Source organism: Paenarthrobacter sp. CAP02 (assembly GCF_040137855.1).
In the GTDB taxonomy this organism is placed as follows: domain Bacteria; phylum Actinomycetota; class Actinomycetes; order Actinomycetales; family Micrococcaceae; genus Arthrobacter.
In genome coordinates, this window is the sequence record NZ_JBEEII010000009.1 from 166,828 (window position 1) to 185,926 (window position 19,099).

Annotated in this window: 16 protein-coding genes; 7 read left to right on the forward strand and 9 right to left on the reverse strand. The window is 64.6% G+C overall.

What is annotated here, in order from left to right; translation table 11 throughout:
- Window positions 1–38: 38 nt before the first annotated feature.
- Window positions 39–632, forward strand: a complete 594-nt coding sequence (locus ABHM97_RS16465; protein ID WP_349471520.1) for an adenylate kinase — start codon at window positions 39–41, stop codon at window positions 630–632.
- Here ABHM97_RS16465 and ABHM97_RS16470 read toward each other — a convergent pair.
- The 3 genes from ABHM97_RS16470 to ABHM97_RS16480 are packed head-to-tail and all read right to left on the reverse strand — an operon-like array spanning window position 629 to window position 3,821.
- Window positions 629–1,378, reverse strand: a complete 750-nt coding sequence (locus ABHM97_RS16470) for a glycosyltransferase family 2 protein (protein WP_349471521.1) — start codon at window positions 1,376–1,378, stop codon at window positions 629–631. The two genes, ABHM97_RS16465 and ABHM97_RS16470, sit on opposite strands and share 4 nt — an antisense overlap.
- A complete protein-coding gene (locus ABHM97_RS16475) occupies window positions 1,375–2,754 on the reverse strand; it encodes a PIG-L family deacetylase (RefSeq protein ID WP_349471522.1) in 1,380 nt (459 codons plus the stop codon). Before ABHM97_RS16475 ends, ABHM97_RS16470 begins: the two co-directional genes overlap by 4 nt.
- Window positions 2,748–3,821 (reverse strand): acyl-CoA dehydrogenase family protein, encoded by a 1,074-nt coding sequence (locus tag ABHM97_RS16480; RefSeq protein WP_349471523.1) that lies wholly within the window; start codon window positions 3,819–3,821, stop codon window positions 2,748–2,750. The genes ABHM97_RS16475 and ABHM97_RS16480 overlap by 7 nt, the downstream gene beginning before the upstream one ends.
- A 263-nt stretch (window positions 3,822–4,084) precedes the next feature.
- Here ABHM97_RS16480 and ABHM97_RS16485 point away from each other — a divergent pair, with 263 nt between their 5' ends.
- Both ABHM97_RS16485 and ABHM97_RS16490 read left to right on the forward strand, forming a co-directional pair.
- Window positions 4,085–6,364 (forward strand): solute carrier family 23 protein, encoded by a 2,280-nt coding sequence (locus ABHM97_RS16485; RefSeq protein ID WP_349471524.1) that lies wholly within the window; start codon window positions 4,085–4,087, stop codon window positions 6,362–6,364.
- Between the two features lie 187 nt (window positions 6,365–6,551).
- The gene (locus ABHM97_RS16490) at window positions 6,552–7,148 is read left to right on the forward strand and encodes a DnaJ family domain-containing protein (protein WP_349471525.1); all 597 of its coding nucleotides are present in this window, start codon (window positions 6,552–6,554) and stop codon (window positions 7,146–7,148) included.
- 77 nt (window positions 7,149–7,225) lie between these two features.
- Here ABHM97_RS16490 and ABHM97_RS16495 read toward each other — a convergent pair whose 3' ends face one another.
- Together ABHM97_RS16495 and ABHM97_RS16500 are read right to left on the reverse strand one after the other, a co-directional pair.
- Complete coding sequence (locus tag ABHM97_RS16495; RefSeq protein WP_349471526.1) at window positions 7,226–8,554, reverse strand: ammonium transporter; 1,329 nt, start codon at window positions 8,552–8,554, stop codon at window positions 7,226–7,228.
- A 170-nt stretch (window positions 8,555–8,724) separates the two neighbouring features.
- Complete coding sequence (locus ABHM97_RS16500) at window positions 8,725–9,924, reverse strand: MFS transporter (RefSeq protein WP_349471559.1); 1,200 nt, start codon at window positions 9,922–9,924, stop codon at window positions 8,725–8,727.
- Between the two features lie 190 nt (window positions 9,925–10,114).
- Here ABHM97_RS16500 and ABHM97_RS16505 point away from each other — a divergent pair, with 190 nt between their 5' ends.
- Complete coding sequence (locus ABHM97_RS16505; protein ID WP_349471527.1) at window positions 10,115–10,846, forward strand: glutamine amidotransferase; 732 nt, start codon at window positions 10,115–10,117, stop codon at window positions 10,844–10,846.
- A gap of 345 nt (window positions 10,847–11,191) precedes the next feature.
- Here ABHM97_RS16505 and ABHM97_RS16510 read toward each other — a convergent pair whose 3' ends face one another.
- From ABHM97_RS16510 to ABHM97_RS16525, 4 genes are all read right to left on the reverse strand, one after another.
- Window positions 11,192–12,820 carry an FAD-dependent oxidoreductase gene (locus ABHM97_RS16510; RefSeq protein ID WP_349471528.1) on the reverse strand — a complete coding sequence of 543 codons (1,629 nt, stop codon included), beginning with the start codon at window positions 12,818–12,820 and terminating at the stop codon, window positions 11,192–11,194.
- Window positions 12,817–13,866 (reverse strand): alcohol dehydrogenase catalytic domain-containing protein, encoded by a 1,050-nt coding sequence (locus ABHM97_RS16515; RefSeq protein ID WP_349471529.1) that lies wholly within the window; start codon window positions 13,864–13,866, stop codon window positions 12,817–12,819. The genes ABHM97_RS16510 and ABHM97_RS16515 overlap by 4 nt, the downstream gene beginning before the upstream one ends.
- Before the next feature lie 9 nt (window positions 13,867–13,875).
- Window positions 13,876–14,241, reverse strand: a complete 366-nt coding sequence (locus ABHM97_RS16520; protein ID WP_349471530.1) for a YciI family protein — start codon at window positions 14,239–14,241, stop codon at window positions 13,876–13,878.
- A gap of 114 nt (window positions 14,242–14,355) precedes the next feature.
- Window positions 14,356–15,252: a LysR family transcriptional regulator gene (locus ABHM97_RS16525; RefSeq protein WP_349471531.1), complete on the reverse strand. Its 897-nt coding sequence runs from the start codon at window positions 15,250–15,252 to the stop codon at window positions 14,356–14,358.
- 89 nt (window positions 15,253–15,341) lie between these two features.
- Between ABHM97_RS16525 and ABHM97_RS16530 the strand changes: the two genes are divergently transcribed.
- The 3 genes from ABHM97_RS16530 (at window position 15,342) to ABHM97_RS16540 (ending at window position 19,099) form a co-directional block, all read left to right on the forward strand.
- Entirely contained in the window at window positions 15,342–16,148 is an 807-nt protein-coding gene (locus tag ABHM97_RS16530; protein WP_349471532.1) for an IclR family transcriptional regulator, read from the forward strand.
- 251 nt (window positions 16,149–16,399) lie between these two features.
- A complete protein-coding gene (locus ABHM97_RS16535) occupies window positions 16,400–17,773 on the forward strand; it encodes an MFS transporter (RefSeq protein ID WP_349471533.1) in 1,374 nt (457 codons plus the stop codon).
- A 186-nt stretch (window positions 17,774–17,959) separates the two neighbouring features.
- Entirely contained in the window at window positions 17,960–19,099 is a 1,140-nt protein-coding gene (locus ABHM97_RS16540) for a Gfo/Idh/MocA family protein (RefSeq protein WP_349471534.1), read from the forward strand.

Below are 19,099 nucleotides of genomic sequence, written 5' to 3' on the forward strand. Positions count from 1 at the left end.
GTTTAAGTCCCGGCCGCCTCTCGAAACGGACCAGACTCATGGCGCGACTGATCATCCTGGGCCCTCCCGGTTCCGGCAAAGGCACACAGGCGGAGCACATCGCCAGGCACTTCCGGATCCCTGCCATTTCCACTGGAGACTTGTTCCGCACCCACGTTCGCCAAAAGACGGAGTTGGGGGCCGAGGCCAGTGCGTACATGGATCACGGCGAGTTCGTGCCGGACCATGTCACCACTGCCATGCTGAGGCAACGATTGGACGAAGATGATGCCGGAGAGGGGTTCCTCCTGGACGGCTATCCGCGAACGGTCATCCAGGTTGCTGCCCTGGACGAGATGCTCACCGATCGGGGGCAGGCGCTTGACGCAGCCCTGGCGTTGACGGTGGACGATCATGAGTTGCTGGACCGGATGCTCCGCCGCGCTCAGGAGCAGGGACGCAGCGATGACACTGCGCCGGTTATTCGTCGCCGTTTGGAACTCTACCGGGAGCACACAAGGCCGGTTCTGGAGGCCTACTCAAACCGTGGGATATTGCTGACGGTGAATGGATCCGGCGAGAGAGAAGCGATCACCGAGGCCGCGATTGCCGCCATCGAAGGGGCCTTGGCGAAAAAGGCCGTAGGAGCCTAGCTCCCTGTCGCGGCTGGAACTTCCGCGCCGAGCGCCAGCAGATACGCTGCGAATCCCTCGGGTGCCCGGGCCTCAGTCCGGCCGGAGGTGAGAACCCTGATGGAATCCGTGGCAGCCACCCTGAACCCTTGGTGACGGGTGCGCTCCACCAGGCGCCTGTCCTCATGGGCTCGAAGGTGCGGGAAACCCCCTGCGGCGAGGTACGCCGAGGCCCTGATACCCAGGTTGGCGCCGTAGATGTGCTGATGGTTTTCGCGAAAGGGATGTAGTTCCAGCCATCGACGGAGCACGGCTGGGTCCACATCGTAGGCATCCGGTTCCACCGACCCCAGAACGACGTCAGCGCCGGCGTTGGCCAACCCGACTTGGCGTACCAGCCAGTTCGGCGGGACCACCGAGTCGGCATCGGTGTTGGCGAGCCACAAGCTCCCTGTTGCTTCCGCCGGATGGGGGAGCAGGGCCGTCCGGATGCCGTAGTCCCGGCAAGCTCCCGCGCTCCGCAGTTGCACGCTGACGGCGGTGAAACGCGGGTCCGCCGCGACGTGGGCGGCGGTGATCCCGGCCGAACTGTCGGCGCAGCTGTCCAGGACCACAGTGACCGTGGCAGGCATACCCGGATGCTCCCGCTCCAGGGTGTCCAACGCTGTACCCAGTGCTGCCAGCGCCCTGCCGATGTGCTGTTCCTCGTCGTGGGCGGGCATGGTGACCGCGATGCGTTGGATCGGCTGCCTGGTGCCCCCGGTCATGTCGGGCCGTCACTGACGGCCGGGGCCGGTGCAACCAGGGTTTCCAGCACGAAATCCTTCTCGCGGTAGAGCCCCAACGTTGGCCAGGCAAGTTGTTGCCGGGCCATCGAGTGAACGGCTTCCGCGTCCAACTGCCAGCCTGAGATGGGGTGGCGCCAGTGGCACAGGAGCAGCGTACCGCCCGGTTTCATGGCGGCCTTGATGTGCCGGAAAACTTCAGCCAGCTCTTCCGGTGCCAGGTAATAGCCCATCTCGGAGAGCACTACCAGGTCAAAGGAACCCTCGGGCCACTCATGGGGGATGGTGAGGTGCCGCGCTTCGGCGGTGGGGAACGCGGAAAGCCGCTCGGCCGCCTTTTTGGCCGCAATACCGCTGGCTTCAACACCGAGGAACGCCTGGCAACGTTGAGCGAGTTCCTCGCTGAGGGTGCCGATGGAGCAACCGAGTTCCAGCCCGGATTCGTACGATTCCTCCGGGAGCGCAGCCAAGGTCAGTGCGCGTTTTCGGCGCTCGTACCAGCTGGTTGTATAGGCCCAGGGGTCGTCTCCCTTGGCGTGGACTTCGTCAAAGATCCGTTCAGCGTCGGCGGCGGTGTTGTTTCCTGCCTTCGACGGTTGCCAAGCGAAGGTTTCCCATGGCCTTTCGAAGTGCTCCAGAAACGTCCCCGACAAGAGTGTTCCGTCGCCGGGTTCCTCCGACAACGGTTCGATCTGGGACGTGTGGGCGCCCATGGCCTTTCCCTTCTTTTCCAGCTCACGCCCGGACAAAGGCACCCGCACCCAGGATTGCCATGTTGGGTCGTCCAGGCCCGCCCACAACCAGTACCAGATGGGGTATTCCAAGAGCCCGTGGCCGTCCTCTTCAGCAACCTTGGCCGCTGTTGCGCCAACAGCATCGTGGTCGGTGTGGCCGTCCTGGCGGTACGGGGCAACGATGACGATGTTCTCGGGTGAGCGGTTGTGCGCGGACATGGCGTCCCGTATGGCCTCGGCTATGCGGCCCGCGTTGGCGGCCAACTTGCCGTCGGGCAGTCCCAGGAACTTCCAGGTCGCGCTGGGAGCCAGCCCGGACACAGCCGCGTCGAACTCAGCGAGCCGGACGGCGGCAAGCTGTTCCGGCGTCGTGGTTGGTGATTCCGGGTGGGATGCTTCGCCGGCCGTGCACAGCAGGAGTTCCACCGCAGCTCCGGATGAATGCAGTTTGGCCACTAACCCGCCCGCGCCCAAAGTTTCATCGTCCGGGTGCGCAGCCAGGACGACGAAAGCCATGTCCGCGAGTTCGTCCTGGCCCAAGGGGAGCTCGGGAAGCGCAGCCACGCCGCTGGACAGCCATTCCGCCTCGGTGGTGCCCGTGTCTGTGTGCGAAAAAGCTACCACCGGCGGTCCCCCTTCAACACCAGCGCACCCAACTGGGCGTCGTCCCGCATGGCGTGATGCTGGCGGACATAAAGGGACAGATCCGCCATCCTCTTTCCGTACTGTTCGTTGAACGCCAACGGCCCGGGGCCCAGGTTTTGCGCCACCAGGGTCTGGACGCGTTCGACGGCGGAGGCAACAGTTCCGCGGACGCGCAAGGCTTCGGGCCAAGGGCTTTCGCCCGGTTCGCCTGGTTCTGCGAGGTCGCCGGCGTCGATGCGCTCAGCCGTTTGAGCCAGGTATCCGGTGACGGACGCGATGATCCGGTCCACCTCGCCCAATGAAGCAAGGGCGATCTGGTCCGGTTCCCGGCCATTGTCCGATGCCCTGGCCAGGGAGTCGCGGAAGTCGCGGGCCACGGCTACTGCGCCTCCAAGCCAACATGCGGCCACTCCCATGCCACCCCACGCGAAGCCGGGGCGCTCGAAATACCAGCCCGCGCCGCCAACGGGCGTAGCGGGGACGTGGTCGAAGTGCACCGTTCCGCTCGGGATTTCCTTGAGCCCGCGGCTGGTCCATTCGGGGGTTTCGGCTGTCACGCCGGAGTGCTTCAGGTTCACTGCGAAGGCGGCCCGGGTGTTGTCGGCAGCAACATGCGCGGTGACGATTGCCCCGTCCAGCTGCGCGGCGAGGGAGCACCATGGCTTCGAGCCACTGAGCACGTAGCTGCCGTCAGCTTCCTGCTTGGCCTCGAGCTTCAGACCTGGACCTTCGGCGGCGAAAACTCCCCATGCTCCCTCGGGATGGGGCTGTTGGGCCTGGGCCAGGATTCCGACGGCGTCCAGGTGCGGTTCGAGAACCCGCCCCGCCGCGACATCCACGGACGTGACCGAAGCGAGGAGTTCCCAGAGCTTGGCCGTGTTCCCATTTCCGGGCGTAGGAGCTGTCTGTCCGATGTCCTGGGCGATAGCCAACAGGGCTGGAACGTCGCCGACGGCTGCGCTCACCTTTCCCAGTATGGGATCCAGTGCTTGCAGCTGTACGGGCGCGGAGCTGATGCGTACGGGCTGCACTTCTGTATTGCTCATGGACCCAGCCTATTCTAAGGAACCTTAGTTTTGGTGCGCCTGGCAAGACGACGACGGCGTGAGTTGCCCGCCGTCGCGTTCTCGCCTTTCGGACGTCGAACCACGGATCCCTCCAACGCGCTGAACCCCCGCAAAAGTTCCCCTAGGTCCCAAGATGAAGCGCATCTTCACAGCTTTTGTCATGCTTGTCACATGTTGTCGTCATTAACCGTGACAGGTTCCGTAGCTTGGAGGAGTCAGTACTCCCGAGCCAAAGGAACACCATGCCGCAGTCCAACGAATCCGCCACCATCCCCACCGATTCCCACAGCCCGCCGGGACGAACCAAGCCAAGCTTCCTCAGTAACCTGGGGGCGGATCTCCCCGCGTCACTGGTGGTGTTCCTGGTCGCCCTTCCCCTGTCCCTCGGCATCGCCGCAGCCTCAGGGGCTCCCATCATGGCCGGGCTCATCGCAGCCGCGGTCGGAGGAATCGTCGCCGGCAGTTTGGGTGGTTCGCCTCTGCAGGTGAGTGGCCCAGCCGCCGGGCTCACCGTCGTCGTCGCCGGCCTGGTAGCCGAGTTCGGCTGGCAGGTGACCTGTGCGATCACCGCTGCGGCCGGCGTCGTGCAGTTGCTGATGGGTGTGAGCCGTATCGGCCGGGCAGCGCTGGCAGTGTCGCCGGTAGTGGTCAAGGCCATGCTCGCGGGCATCGGCATCACGATCATCCTGCAGCAACTCCATGTGCTGCTGGGTGGCCAAGCCGCGGGCTCCGCCGTCGAAAACCTGGCGGGCCTCCCCGCGGCCATCACCAACGTCGAGCTGCATTCGGCGCTGCTGGGCCTGGCCGTCGTCGTGATTCTCCTGGCTTGGAGGTTCCTTCCCGCGATGGTGCGGAAAGTTCCCGGGCCGCTGGCCGCCGTCGTCGCCGTGACAGCACTGTCAGTAGCAGTGGCCCCGAGCGTTGAGCGCATCAGCTTCAGCGGTTCAGTCCTGGACGCCGTCGCGCTGCCCAGCCTGCCCGACGGCAACTGGCGCGCCGCAGCGATGGCCGTCATCACCGTGGCACTGATCGCGAGCATCGAATCGCTGCTGTCCGCCGTGGCCGTAGACAAGATGCACGGCAGTTCGCGGACCAACCTGAACCGAGAGCTCGTCGGCCAAGGCTCCGCCAACATGGTCTCCGGCATGCTCGGCGGACTCCCGGTAACCGGCGTGATCGTCCGCAGCGCCACCAACGTCGAAGCCGGAGCGAAAAGCCGTACGTCGGCCATCCTGCACGGCGTGTGGGTCCTGGTGTTCTCCTTGCTCTTCGCCGGCCTCATCCAGTTGATCCCCCTGTCCGTGCTGGCGGGCCTGCTGCTGGTGATCGGTGCCAAGCTCATCAAGGTCGCCGACATCCGCACCAGCCTCCGCACCGGCGACCTGCTGGTCTACGCAGTGACGTTGGTGTGCGTGGTGGCCCTGAACTTGCTCGAAGGCGTACTCATTGGCCTGGCACTCGCTGCTGTTTGTGTGCTGTGGCGGGTGCTCCGCGCTCAAATCCACGCTCATGCCCCCGCTGGTTCCGGACTGCCGTGGCGGGTCACCATTGCCGGCTCTTGCAGCTTCTTCGCCTTGCCGCGGCTCAACCGCGTCCTGCATTCGGTGCCCGAAGGCCAGGACGCCGTAGTGGAACTCAACGCCGACTACCTCGACCACGCCTTCCGCGAAGCCCTGGTTGCCTGGCAGAAGCAGCACCGCAACACGGGCGCCTCCGTGGCCCTCGAAGAGCACGGCACCACCGCTTTCACCGATGCCGAAGACAACACTCCCCAGCGCCAGGACCCCCGCGAGTTCCCGCTGCCGCCGAAGACATCCTGGTTGCCGTCCGGTGACGACACAACAGCAGACGACGACGGCGGGCGGCTGCCGCTGCGCTCCATCCTCCTGGGCATCGACAAATACCACCGCCGCCACGCGGACAAGGTCCGGCCGTTGGTGCAGGATCTGACGGAAGGCCAGAATCCGGACACGTTGTTCGTGGCCTGCGTGGATTCCCGGGTCAATCCCAACCTCATCACCAGCAGTGGGCCAGGCGACCTCCTGACCCTGCGGAATATCGGCAACGTGGTGTGCAGCGACGGCCGCGATGCTTCGATCGACTCGGCGCTTTCCTTCGCGGTGAAGGGTTTGTCAGTGGACTCGATCGTGATCTGCGGCCACTCCAACTGCGGTGCGATGAACGCCGTCATCGCCGACTTTGAGGGAGCTGCGCCTGCCTTGGGCGGCGGATTCGATGCCTGGCTGGAACATGCGCGGCCAAGCTACTCGGCCCTGCTTTCCGGACATCCCGTGGCATTGGCTGCGGCTGCCGAGGGCTACAGCCGCGTGGACCAACTCAGCATGGTCAACGTGGCTTTGCAGCTCGGGAAGCTCGAGGACCACCCTGTGACCGGGCCGGCGCTTCTGTCCGGCCGGGTGCAGCCCATTGGCTTGTTTTACGACATCTGCACGGCCCGCGTTGTGCTGGTCACCCCCGAGGGCATCGAGCAACTCGATCCGAGCATGGCGGTTCGGTCCTAGATCCGGAGCCACCCACTCTGGACCTACAACCACCCCGACACGCCGCTTTCACGGCGTGTCGGGGCTGGCTTGTTTCCATAGTCGGTGGCGGGGGTACAGGCCCAAGCAGGCGCAGTATGCGGAATACTGGGAATCAGAACCACGATGTCCGGCAGGGGAGGACTGCCGTGCGAGGAGGTGTCCACAAGTGAACTCCGGGAACAATGCCTTCAGGCGGAAACTCGAGCGCGGTGCTGAGCTGCGCGCTGTCCGCGGCTGGGGTGGGAACGCGGAAGAAGACGCGGAGATCGAAGCCGCGGACGCCGCGGAACGGGAGAAACGCCGCAAGGTGGACGACGCCGCCCGGGTCGAGTACCTGATCCGGGACGCCATGGACCAGGGCAAGTTCGACAACCTCAAGTACGCGGGTAAACCCATTCCGGGCCTGGGTGAACACTACGATCCCGATTGGTGGGTCAAAGGCCTCATACAACGGGAGAAGCTCAGTGGAATCGGACCCCCCGCGATCCTGCTGCGGATCGAGGATTCCGAACTCGATGCCAAACTGGACCAGCAGTATACGGAGAAACAAGTCCGGGACATCCTCGAGGACTTCAACAAGAGGGTGATCGAGGCCCGGCGGCAACTCCAGGGCGGCCCACCCGTGATCACCAAGCTCAGGGATGTGGACGTTGAGCTTGAAAAGTGGTGCGGGCGAAGAGCCGCCGCAGCTCCTCCCGAGCCCGAGGCTGGACCAGTGGCCAAGCGCACATGGTGGCAGCGCATCTGGAACGGTTCAGGGTGAAACCCTAACGACGCAAACAGCAGCCGACGGCGGAACCCGGGTTCCGCCGTCGGCTGCTGCTTTTGAATGTGGTGCCGTCAGGCGAAGCTGTCTTCCTTGGCCTGTTCGGACCTCGGGGCTGCGGGCTTCCGGCCGATCAGCGCGGAAAGGTGTGCCTGCTGCTGGCGGAAGTGGCCGTGGGCGGTGAGCCCGAATTCGTAGGCCGATTCGGCGTGCTGGGTGAGGTCCACTCCGGTGACTTCGTGCTCCAGGGGAACCCGGAAGCCGATGGTCTTGTGGATGGCCCGGCCGATGACCAGGGTGCCCACGCCGGAGAGTGCGATGGTGATCAGCACGGCCATGGTCTGGGCAATGAGTTGTTGGGGACCGCCGCCGTAGAGTAGGCCGCCCGCGACGCCGTCCTGCGGGAAGGCGATGAAGCCCAGGGAGAGCGTGCCGATCACGCCGGCGCCGAAGTGGACGCCCACGACGTCGAGGGAATCGTCGAAACCGAACTTGTACTTCAGGTCCACGAACACAGCGCAGGCGGCGCCGGCCACCAGGCCCAGGCCCAATGCGGCGAGCGGGGTGATGTTGGCGCAGGACGGGGTGATGGCCACCAAGCCCGCCACCACGCCTGATGCCGCACCCAGCGAAGTGGGGTGTCTGTGGCGGACCTTCTCGACGACGAGCCAGCTGAGCATGGCCGCCGCCGGTGCCACCAGGGTATTGACCCAGATGAGCCCGGCCTGCGCGGCGGTAGTGGCAGCGCCGCCGTTGAAACCGAACCAGCCGAACCACAGGATGGCTGCGCCGATCATGATGAACGGCACGTTGTGTGGGCGGTGGTTGGGGTCTTTGGCGAAGCCGTGACGCTTTCCCACGATCAATGCGAGGACGAAAGCGGCTGTTCCGGAACTGACCTCAACCACGGCACCACCGGCGAAGTCGATGACCTGGCCGAAGATCTGAGTGAGGGCACCGCCGGCGCTCATCAGGCCACCGCCCCACACCATGTACGCCAGTGGGCAATAGACCACGGTGACCCAGATGGGTACGAACAAGGCCCAGGCGCCGAACTTGGTCCGGTCAGCGATTGCACCGCTGATGAGGGCCACAGTGATGATGGCGAAGGTTGCTGCAAAGGTGGCCTTGATGAGGTCGGGGGATCCCATCAGGTCCTGCAGGCCGAAGTGTGCGAAGGGATTGCCGAACAAGCCAAGGATGCCGTCGCCGGTGGTCATCGAGTAGCCCCAGAGGACCCACACCACGCCCACGATACCGGCGGAGATGAAGCTCATCATGATCATGTTCAGGGCGGCCTTGGCGCGGGTCATGCCGCCGTAGAAAAGGCCGAGGCCGGGGGTCATGAAAAGCACCATTGCCGATGACAACATCAGCCAGACGTGTTGCGCAGAGATCTCCACCTGCGTTCCCTTCAAGCTTGTCCGAAACGGGGCCGTTGTTGCACGGCCCACACCTACCCCCCGATCAATATTCGGTGAGCTATGTTTCCGACTCAGAAGAGCTAAGTTGCGGGAAAGTTACAGAAATCCTTCATTCGTGAAGATCACGTCACTGGCATGTTTCGGCAATGTTAACGGCGCTTCTCCCGGGGCCCGGCCGGGTAGCCGCCGCGACGGCTGGCAATAATGATCACCAGCGCAATGGCAGTGGGAATCGCCGCGGCAAGTGGGACCAGTTGCGCGCCCACAGTGGTGAGGGCGAAGGCCCCGTAGACCGCTCCGACGGCGATACCCAGTTGGATGGTCACTACGGTGAGGCCGTTGGCAGCATCCTTGTGCTCTCCACCCGCACGCAGGATCGCCGCCTGGTTGTAGATACCCACTGCGCCGAACGCGATGCCCCAAAGCGTCATCAGCGCGAATGCACCCACCCAGGTGCCGCCCAGCGCGGGGAGCAGGGCGAACGCCAGCGTCAGGAGTCCGACGGCGGCAATCACCGAGCGCCGCGGGTGGTTGTCCGCGGTCATGCCGGCAATCCAGATACCCACCAGGCTGGCAACTCCCACCACGGAAAGGGAGAGGCTGGTGGCGGATTCCGGGAGCCCGGAGGCGAGGAGGAACGGGGCAACATATGTGAAAAGTGTGAAGTGGGCCAGCAGCAGGAGGGGCCAGGCGATGGCGATGGCCACGACGCCGGGCAGTTTCATGGCTGCCCGGAGGGACGGGGTTTTCTGGCTGGCGTGGTCATGGGCGCCCGGGAGAAGCCAGAAAGCCAGCACTGCCAGAAGCACGCCCACTCCGGCCAGGACCAGGAAGGAAGTACGCCACGTCATGAGCGAGCCCATGAGCGTGCCAATGGGAGCGCCGACTGCCAGTGCGATGCTGTTGCCGCTGAAGACCACAGCCATGGATTTACCTACGGAGTGCGCCGGGACGATGCGCGCCACGTAGGGAGCCATGCTGGACCACAGCATGCCGTGCGCGATGCCGCCAAGGAGCCTGGCCCCGATCGCCCACCCCAGGGCGGGGCTCAACGCCAAGAGCACATTGCTCAGGGCGAAGGCCAGCACAGTGGCGATCAGCAGGGTCTTCCGGGGAACCCTTCCGGCAAGGAACCGTGAAAGAGGCAAGGCCGTGAAGACGATGATGGCCGCATACACCGCTGTCAGGGAGCCCACGGCGGATTCGTCAACGCCGAGGTCCCGGCTGATTTGGGGGAGCAAGCCCGACGGCAGGAGTTCGGTGGTCACCGCCGTGAAGCCCGCTGCCGCCAGAACAAGGAGTCCGCCCCACGGGATCTTCTTGGGCTGCTGCCGTTCTGCTGCCGGCATCTTGGGCGATTGCGGTTGGACGGCCACAGGGTCCTGCTTCAAAAATTGCTCCTCGGGGATGGGGCGTGCTGTTCAAAGGGGGGTCAAGCCAACGATATGCGGCGACACCGGCGCGAGGGAGTCACTGTTAGTCACCCCCTTACCCGCAACACACTTTGTCCGCCAGCCATTCCGCGCGCAGACTATCCTTGTGAAGCCCTTCCTCCTGCTGGCCACCCGCGCCGAAGATGCCGCAGCCGATGACGAGTATCAGGCCTACCTCCGGTACTGCGGCCTGGAACCTGAAGAACTGGTCCGTTTGCGGTTGGAATCCGAGCCGTTGCCGCCCCTTGAACTTTCCGATTTCTCCGGAGTGATCGTCGGTGGCAGCCCCTATACGTCCAGCGATCCTGTCGAGGAGAAGAGCTCAATCCAGATCCGGGTAGAGGCGGAACTCGCGGCGCTCCTGGACCGGATCGTGGCCGAGGACTTCCCGTTCCTGGGAGCCTGCTACGGCGTTGGCACCTTGGGAGTGCACCAGGGCGCCGTCATCGACCGCCGATTCGGCGAACCCGTGGGGCCAACGGAGATCAAGCTGACAGCTGAGGGCGAGCACGACCCCATGCTTAACGGCGTCCCCCATACGTTCGACGCGTTTGTCGGGCATAAGGAAGCGTGCAGCAAACTGCCTGCCCACGCGGTTTTGTTGGCGAGCTCGGCCGCGTGCCCTGTGCACATGTTCCGGATCAAGAACAACCTTTACGCCACCCAATTCCACCCCGAGCTCGACGCCGACGGCCTCATCACCCGCATCAACATCTACAAGAACTCCGGTTACTTCCCGCCCCACACCGCGGACGAACTCATCGAAACGGCCCGGAGCTCATCGGTGACGGAGCCCATGCGTGTCCTGAGAAACTTCACGGAGCTCTACGCCCGCTAGCACCCCCCGTTGTGAGGCCCGCTCTGCGTGCTTGGGCCATGGGTTGCCGCGCAGAGTGGGCCTCGCAATGTGGGTGGGTGCGTTGTGGGGCCTGCTTTGCGGGCTTGGGCCATGGGTTGCCGCGCAGAGCGGGCCTCGCATGGTGGGGTGGTGTGTTGTGGGGCCCGCTCTGCGTGCTTGGGCCATGGGTTGCCGCGCAGAGCGGGCCTCGCATCGTGGGGTGGGTGTGTTGTGAGGCCCATTGTGCAGGGTTTGGCGTGCGTGTTGGGTGTAGAGCGGGCCTGGCAGCGCAAACGCCCGACGGCGGTAGTCGCCGTCGAGCGTTTGTGTCCCCCCAAGGTGCGGCTACGCGAGCCGGGCCGCGAGATCTTCCCCAACCGCGAAGGCCCGCGTGATCGCGGAGCCCAGGGTTGCCCCACCGCCCGGATAGTTGTTCCGGAAGACACCGGCCGAGACGTTGCCCGCAGCGTAGAACCCCGGAATGGCTTGCTGCCGATGGTCCAGCACACGCCCGTTGAAGTCTGTGGCCAGCCCGCCCGAGGTACCCAGCACACCGGCGTGGATGGGCACGGCGTAGAACGGGGCAGTGACCAGGGGCGCCAAGCAAGGGTTGGGCGTGTTGCCGGCGTCGCCCAGGAAACGGTCCTGCGGTGTCGCTCCCCGCCCAAATTCCGTGTCCACGCCCACGGCCGCGTCAGCGTTGAACCGCGAAACCGTCGACTCCAGACCGGCCGAATTGATGCCCACCTCCTTGGCCAGCAGCTCCAGGCTCGGCGCGGACACCATCCACTCGGCAGGTTCGCCAGGCACAGACCCCGCCACCGGGTACTTGGCGAGATAGTCCGCATCGAACACCAACCACGCGGGATTGTTTTGCTGCCTGCCCGTGTGCGGATTGATGGACGCGAACACCCGGCTGGCATCGTGATAATTCAACGCCTCGTTCACGAAGCGCTTCCCGTCGCTGTTCACAGTGATGGAACCCGGAAGCGTCATTTCCACGTTCCCCATGCGGCCCGAACGCCGGCCGTCGTACTGATGGGCCGCCGTCGAAATAACCGGGACGCCCCAGACAGCCGACATGTCCTCCACAGCCGCCCCCGCCTTCAGTCCCAGCTGCAGGCCGTCGCCCTCATTGGATGGGGCACTGATCGGCGTCACGGGATACGGAAGGAAAGCGGAACGGAGCCGCGGGTTCCATTCGAAGCCGCCGGAAGCAAGCACGACGGCGGTCGCGGCCACCGACACCCCGGCGGCGGTACCGCCAAGGGTCACCAGCCACCCGGACTCGTCACGCGACAACTCCTCCACAGGGCTCGACACCACGAAGTGCACACCACTGTCCAAGGCGCTCGCAACCAGACTTCCCACCAGCGCCCCGCCCATGGTCCGGATGCCCGCGGCGGCACGGTGCGCGAGCAGCGAAGGGTCGGCTGCGCGTCCGTTGAGTTCGTCCCGCTCGGTCATGGTGAGCAACGGAAAGTACGACGACGGCCGGATCAGCTCCGCCAAGCCCGGGTACTCCTGGGGGTCGAACGCGTTATTGTCCAACCCCCTGCCGCCGTTCGCGGCACCTTTCCACTCCATGTGGTAATCGGGGCGGGCTATGGGAACCATGGACACCCTGGTGTTCCTGTTCAGGAATTCCACGGCCCGCGGGGCAGTGGACACGTACCAGTCGACTTCCCCAGCCGTCATCACGTGGCCGGCAGCCTCTGAGAGGTAAGCAACGCCGTCGGCATGGCTGTCCTGGTACCCGGCCGCCTTCGCGAGGTGATTGTTCGGCGCCCACATCACGCCGCCGCCTGCCGCCGTCGTGCCGCCCAAGAGCGAAGCCTTTTCAACAACCAGGACGCTTAGTCCGGCGTCGGCCGCGCGGACGGCGGCGACCAGCCCTGCCGCGCCACTGCCCATAATCACGACGTCGTAACTTGGGTTGAGCTGGCTGGTTTCGGTGAGGACAGGGGTACTCATGCGACACCAGCCGCAGGCATCCCGATGAGGATCTTGCCGATCTTTTCCGTGCGTCCCTGCATGAGCTGGAATGCCTGCTGGAGATCAGAGAAGGCGAAGCGGTGCGTCATGAGCGCCCGGGCTTGTTCAGGATGGCGTGACAACAATGCCAGACCGTCGGGAATGAGGTTCAGGCTCATGCGGCTGCCCATGATGTCCAGTTCCTTGTAGGGGATGTCCTTCATGGAAACGTTGGCCTGCCGGGGCGAAATACCCACTTGGACGATCCTCCCGGCGCTGGCAACAAGCCTGATCGCGTTTTCCAGTGATGAGGGCACGCCCGTTGCCTCCATGACCAGTTGTGGCCCGTAACCGTCGGTTAGTGCGTTCAGGCGCTGAGTCTGATGTGCGTCCGGGAACTCGATTCCTGGAGTCACCAGGAGGGTGTCTGCAGCCCCGAAGTCGATAGCGAGGTCCAAGCGGTGCTGCTCGGTATCGGCACAGATCACCTTGACGCCCAATTCCGTCAGGTAGAGCGTGGCCAGCAAACCGATAGGCCCGCTTCCGAGCACCAGCGCCGTCTCCCCGGTCTCGGGCCTGCCCCGGTTCACCGCTTGCATGGCGATGGAAGCAGGTTCGCCCATGGCTGCGATGTCCAAAGGCAGTTCGTCGGGAACAGGGTGGAGTTTGCCCAGCGGGACGCTGATCAGTTCAGTGAGCGCTCCATCTGAGTAACAGCCCAGGCAACCGACGTTCCGGCAGACGTTGTACCGGCCGCTCAGGCACGGGCGGCACTGGCCGCAGGAAATGATGGGGTTCACGGCAACGCGATCCCCCACAGCGATGCCTTCGCTGTTCCCAGGGGCAACCGCCTCCACAACCCCGGAGAACTCGTGGCCCTGGATCAGCGGCAACTCCGTGGGGTAGTCGTCCTCCCAGATGTGGAGATCGGTGCCGCAGAGGGTGACGTTGTGGACTCGCACCAGTGCATGGCCGGGTTTCAGTGAAGGCTCGGCGGATTCCCGGAATTCGATGGTTTCCCGGGTGACGGTGATGGCTGACAGCATGGGGAAACCTCAGTTCCGGCCGGCGGGCTGCGCGGCGGGTTGCGCTGGCTGCACCGGCTGCGCGGGCTGCGCGGGCTGCGCCGGCTGTACGGCGTCGGCGCCGAAGAAGATGTTCCACTGCCTCACGGTGCGCTCTTCAATGAGGCCGGCTTCGTGGAATGGATCCCGGTTCATGAGGGATTCGACGTCGTCCTTGGATTCACCGGCAATGATCAGGAGGGCGCCCGGAGCTTCGTCCGGTCCGAAGGGCCCGCTCTTGAGGAGCCGACCGTTTTCGAACTGGGCTTTGAGGAACTCCACGTGGGCAGGCCGGACAGTGTCCCGGCCAGCGGACGTGGCGTCTGAGTAGGTGTAGGTGACAGCAAAGGTGGCCATGAGGGTGTCCTCTTCATTGAGTTGATGGGGCTCCCTCAATGCTGGGCAACGTATTAGGCCTTGTCCAATACTTAGTTGGTCAAGAACTATGTGAAAATTCTACATAGTGGGGCCTTAGCCCGCCGGAGTGGGAAGTACTTCCTCGGCTACTTGAAGGGCGGCGCGGAGAGCCGGAGACAGACCGCCCGGGTTCCATGCCAGACCGGAGAACAGCAGCACATCGTCGCCGTCGAGGGGCAGGAACACGGTGCCGGTTGGCATGATCCCCTCGATCGATTCCGGCATGAGGCTGATCCCCACCCCACTGGCCACCAGGGAAAGCGCCGTGTAGGGATCGGCAACCTCCTGGCTGATCCTTGGCCGGAAGCCCGCGGCTGCGCAGGCAGCGAAGGTCACCTCCCGCAAGGTGGACCCCTGTGCAGCGGGCATGGTGATGAAGGGGTCCCCGGCGAGGTCCGTCAGGCCCACTGAGGAGCGGGCTGCCAGCGGGTGATCCGTGGGCAAGGTGGCGCCCAAACGCTCAGTGGCAATGCGGCGGGTGGCCAAGGACGGGGCGTCCACGGGAAGGCCGATGAATGCAAGGTCCAACGCCCCGTTACCCAGTTGCTGGAGAGCTTCCTGGGTCAGCAATCCACCGTGCAGCGTCACATCGAGTTGGGGATACTCCTGGCGCAAGGCGCGGGTCAGCGGGGGCAGCGTGGTGTGGTTCAGGGCACCGGAGAAGCCGATGTCCAGCTTGCCGTAAACGGTTCCGTTGCCCGCATTTACGGCCCTCTGCGCCAGATCTACTTCTTCAAGGATCCTGCGGGCATGCGGGAGCAGTGAGTGACCCGCAGTGGTCAGCGTAACGGACCTGGTGTTCCGCTCAAAAAGTGGTGCGCCCAGGCCTTTTTCGAGTTTCTTGATGGTCTGGCTCAGCGGTGATTGTGCCATGCGGAGCCTCTCAGCAGCCCGGCCGAAATGCAGCTCCTCGGCCACAGCCAGGAAGGCCTCAATTTGCCGCAGTTCCACAGTGCCTCCCACGTTTTACGGATCCAGTGCAAGGCTATATTGGGTTCTGGTTCCGGGTGAAAGCAGCCGGACGGTTCAACGGAGGCACCATGGCTAACTCGGCGTCGGGGGAGTCCGTCATTGAGCGCGTTGTGAAGATCATGGATGCGTTCTCCAAGGGCCAGCCGTGGCTTCCCCTGAAGGAACTCGTCCGGATTACCGGGATGTCCAGCAGTACGGTTCATCGCTTGGCCATGGACTTGGCATCCAACGGCCTCCTTGAACGCAATGAAGCCGGCGAATTCGGCGTCGGCATGAAGATGTGGGAGCTGGCATCCCGCAGCAATCCCCTGGAGGAGTTCCGGCGTCGTGGCCTGCCGTTCCTGGAAGGTGTCCATGCGGCCGTCCGGGAACACGTGTCCTTATCCATCCCGGATATCGAGTCCAACAGCGTCCTCTACCTCGAACGGCTGGACCGGCACGGGACGGTGATGAACCTGGCCGAGGTCGCCGGGCGCTTGGACATCCACACCACGTCCTCAGGAATGGCCATGATGGCGCACATGCCCGGCTGGGTCCAGGATCGGTTCATCGCCGGGAAGTTGGAGAAGACTACCCCCGCCACGGAGACAGATCCTGCCCGCCTCAGGAGCAACCTCGCCCTGATCCGCGAGCGCGGTTATGCCCGTTTGGTGGGTGTGCTGGTGGCTGAAAATACTGCGTACTCGGTGCCCGTGTTCGGCCAGGGCCAGGCAGTCATAGGTGCCATATCCGTCGTCGTGCCTTCCGTTGACGAAGACGCGGGCCTGATCCTGCCGGTCCTTGTGGCCGCAGGCCGCGGCCTGTCCCGGACCATGGGCGCTGAGCGCCGGCCCTACGGCTCCCGGCCGTGGTTGTCGCAGGCTGGTTCTGCGTAGCAACAGGCAGTATCCACAGGGGGTATCCCGTTCAACGGGAAGTTCGTCCACGCGGTGTGACCTGGGTCCTACAGTCGATCCCAGAGGAACAATCGTCAGTGATCTGGAGCACACATCCGGAGTCGTTATCAACGGCAACATGATGGGCTGCACAACAAAGCGGCAGTCGGCGATCCGGACCTCATCCAATTCTTTGCCGGGCAAGGCACCATGGCGGTGCCACTTCCCGCGGCACTCAATGAGGAGACAGTATGGGACACGTGCAGCAGCACTCGCCCTCGGATGTAAACGAACCGGAAGCACTGCTTGGAACAGCGCCGGTTGAACACGTCAAAATGCCCAAGAAAGCGGCACTTGCCTCCTTCCTGGGATCCACCCTGGAGTACTACGACTTCTTCATCTACGGCACGGCCGCAGCGCTGATCTTCCCCAAGATCTTCTTCCCGGGAGGCGACCCCGTGGTTGCCTTGCTCGGAGCCATGGCGACGTTCGGCGTGGGCTACCTTGCCCGGCCGCTGGGCGGGCTCGTGATGAGCCACTACGGCGACAAGATCGGACGCAAGCAGGCGCTGATGGTCACGCTGGTGATCATGGGCCTCGCCTCGATCGGTATCGGGTTCCTGCCCACGTACGGGCAGATCGGCTACTGGGCAACAGCGCTGTTGCTGGTGGGCCGCCTTGCCCAGGGCTTCTCCGCCGGTGCCGAGTCCGCAGGTGCCTCCACCCTGACCATGGAGCACTCACCGGAGGGCCGCAGGGCTTTCTTCACCAGCTTCGTCATGACCGGCTACGCCTCGGGAATGGTGTTGTCCACCATCGTCTTCATCCCGCTCGCAGCGCTCCCCGAAGACCAGCTTCTCAGCTGGGGTTGGCGGGTACCGTTCTGGCTCTCGGTTGTGGTGCTGGCAGTCGCCTACTGGATCCGGACGCGCTTGGACGAGCCGCCCGTCTTCGAAGAAATCGTGGAGAACAGCAAGCCCAAGTCCATCCCCGCCGTCGCGGTCCTCAAGACCCAATGGCGCGACGTTCTGCGAGTCGGCGTGGTGATGCTGTTCTCCGTCATGCAGACCACTTTCACCGTCTACGCCCTGGCATACGCAACCGGACCGGCCGTGGGCATCGACCGCACGCTCATGCTCACGGTGAACGCTGTGACGATCGGCCTTTCGATGGTCACCATCCCCATCTCAGCCATGATCTCCGACCGCGTTGGCCGGAAGAAGGTCCTGCTGGTGGGTGCCCTCGGCTGCGCACTGACCACGGTGGGCTACTTCTGGGCCATCAGCGAGCAGAACATTGCCTTGGTCTTCCTGTTCGGCTTCCTCAACATGACAGTCTTCTATTCCTGCTGGAACGGCGTGTGGACGGTCTTCTTCCCCGAGATGTTCCCCGCCGCTGTCCGCTACTCCGGCATGGCGATCGGCAGCCAGATCGGCCTCATCCTGGCCGGATTCGCACCCGCTATCGCTACGCTGCTGGCCCAGCCCGGGCCGAACGGTTGGATGCCCGTGGCGGGCTTCACCATCCTTTGCCTGGCGGCCTCTGCCATCGCCATCATGACGGCGCGCGAGACCTACAACGTCCCGCTTGAGGATCTCGGCAAACCGCGCGCGGCACGCAACTAACGAACAAACCACGACGCCGGGCGGCATCTTCCAGCCGCCCGGCACCCGCCGCCGGCGCCAGCCGGCTTCCGGCCCGGCGGAGCGCCTGCGGCTTACGCCCCGGGCGCCGCGCCTGCCCGGCACCACGCCGTCCCCGCGACGTGCCACAACCACCAAGCAACCCCAGTTCCGAAAGTTGGATACCCCATGACTTCCCCAGCACTGGCAACCCGCACCTTCCGCGTTGGAATCGCGGGTTGCGGCGCCATTTCCCGCAATCACCTGGAGGCTTTCAAGGCCCTGGACAACGTCCGGGTGGTGGGCGTCTGCGACGTGGATGCGGACCGCGCCGCGGCAACAGCGAGAGCCTGGGACATCCCCAACGCGCTCACCAGCGTGGATGAGCTCCTGGCGCTGGATGTGGACATCATCTCCGTCTGCACGCCGCACCCCACGCACGAGGAAGTGGTCCTGAAGGCCGCGGCCGCTGGCGTCAACGTCCTCTGTGAGAAGCCCATCGCAACCAGACTGGAGCCCGCCGAGCGCATGGTCGCAGCCTGCGAGGAAGCAGGAGTCCAACTGGGTGTCCTGTTCCAGCGCCGATTCTGGCCGGCGTCGCAGAAGATCCGTGCAGCCATCGACGACGGCACGTTGGGCAAAGCCATCATGGCGCAGTGCTCAGTGATGCTTCACCGGGCGCCGGACTATTACAACCGTGACGCCTGGCGTGGTACCTGGGACAGCGATGGCGGTGGGGTCCTCATGTCCCAGGCTGTCCACCAGATCGACCTCCTCCAGTGGTACCTGGGCGACGTGGCCGAGGTCTACGGGAAGGTCAACACCTACCGCCACGGTGACTACATAGAGGTAGAGGATTCCGCGACGGCGGTGATCACCTTCACCTCCGGTGCCATGGCCACCCTGGAGGCCTCCACTGCCGTATCGCCAAACCTGGGGATCCAGCTCCGAATCACCGGCGAAACAGGTGCCTCGGCTTCCCTGACGGAGTTCCCGGAAGGCAGCGACGGACGGTTGGACCTGTGGGCGGTGGGCGAGCGGATCGTCGTCGAACCTGTCCACCCGGAAGGCGTGGAGCCGAACGTCGATCTCTCCGCCATCAACGGCCAGCTGATCCCATTCCATAAACTCCAGGTCCAGGACTTCGTCCAAGCACTCGAGGCTGGTACCGAACCGGCCATCACCGGTAAGGACGCGTTGAAGTCCCTCCGCATTCTCCTCGCCGTGTACGAATCTTCACGGACCGGCCAACCAGTCCGCTTCGCACCCGTTCACCCCGCACACCAGGCGATCCCGGGGCTCCGCGACCTCCAGAAGGTGGCTGGCTGA

Excerpts from the sequence above, each read along its gene's own strand:
- ABHM97_RS16480 (WP_349471523.1), bottom strand. The coding sequence starts at position 3,821 with ATGAGCAATACAGAAGTGCAGCCCGTACGCATCAGCTCCGCGCCCGTA.
- ABHM97_RS16535 (WP_349471533.1), top strand. The coding sequence starts at position 16,400 with ATGGGACACGTGCAGCAGCACTCGCCCTCGGATGTAAACGAACCGGAA.
- ABHM97_RS16510 (WP_349471528.1), bottom strand. The coding sequence starts at position 12,820 with ATGAGTACCCCTGTCCTCACCGAAACCAGCCAGCTCAACCCAAGTTAC.
- ABHM97_RS16530 (WP_349471532.1), top strand. The coding sequence starts at position 15,342 with ATGGCTAACTCGGCGTCGGGGGAGTCCGTCATTGAGCGCGTTGTGAAG.
- ABHM97_RS16515 (WP_349471529.1), bottom strand. The coding sequence starts at position 13,866 with ATGCTGTCAGCCATCACCGTCACCCGGGAAACCATCGAATTCCGGGAA.
- ABHM97_RS16470 (WP_349471521.1), bottom strand. The coding sequence starts at position 1,378 with ATGACCGGGGGCACCAGGCAGCCGATCCAACGCATCGCGGTCACCATG.
- ABHM97_RS16520 (WP_349471530.1), bottom strand. The coding sequence starts at position 14,241 with ATGGCCACCTTTGCTGTCACCTACACCTACTCAGACGCCACGTCCGCT.
- ABHM97_RS16540 (WP_349471534.1), top strand. The coding sequence starts at position 17,960 with ATGACTTCCCCAGCACTGGCAACCCGCACCTTCCGCGTTGGAATCGCG.
- ABHM97_RS16465 (WP_349471520.1), top strand. The coding sequence starts at position 39 with ATGGCGCGACTGATCATCCTGGGCCCTCCCGGTTCCGGCAAAGGCACA.
- ABHM97_RS16500 (WP_349471559.1), bottom strand. The coding sequence starts at position 9,924 with ATGCCGGCAGCAGAACGGCAGCAGCCCAAGAAGATCCCGTGGGGCGGA.
- ABHM97_RS16485 (WP_349471524.1), top strand. The coding sequence starts at position 4,085 with ATGCCGCAGTCCAACGAATCCGCCACCATCCCCACCGATTCCCACAGC.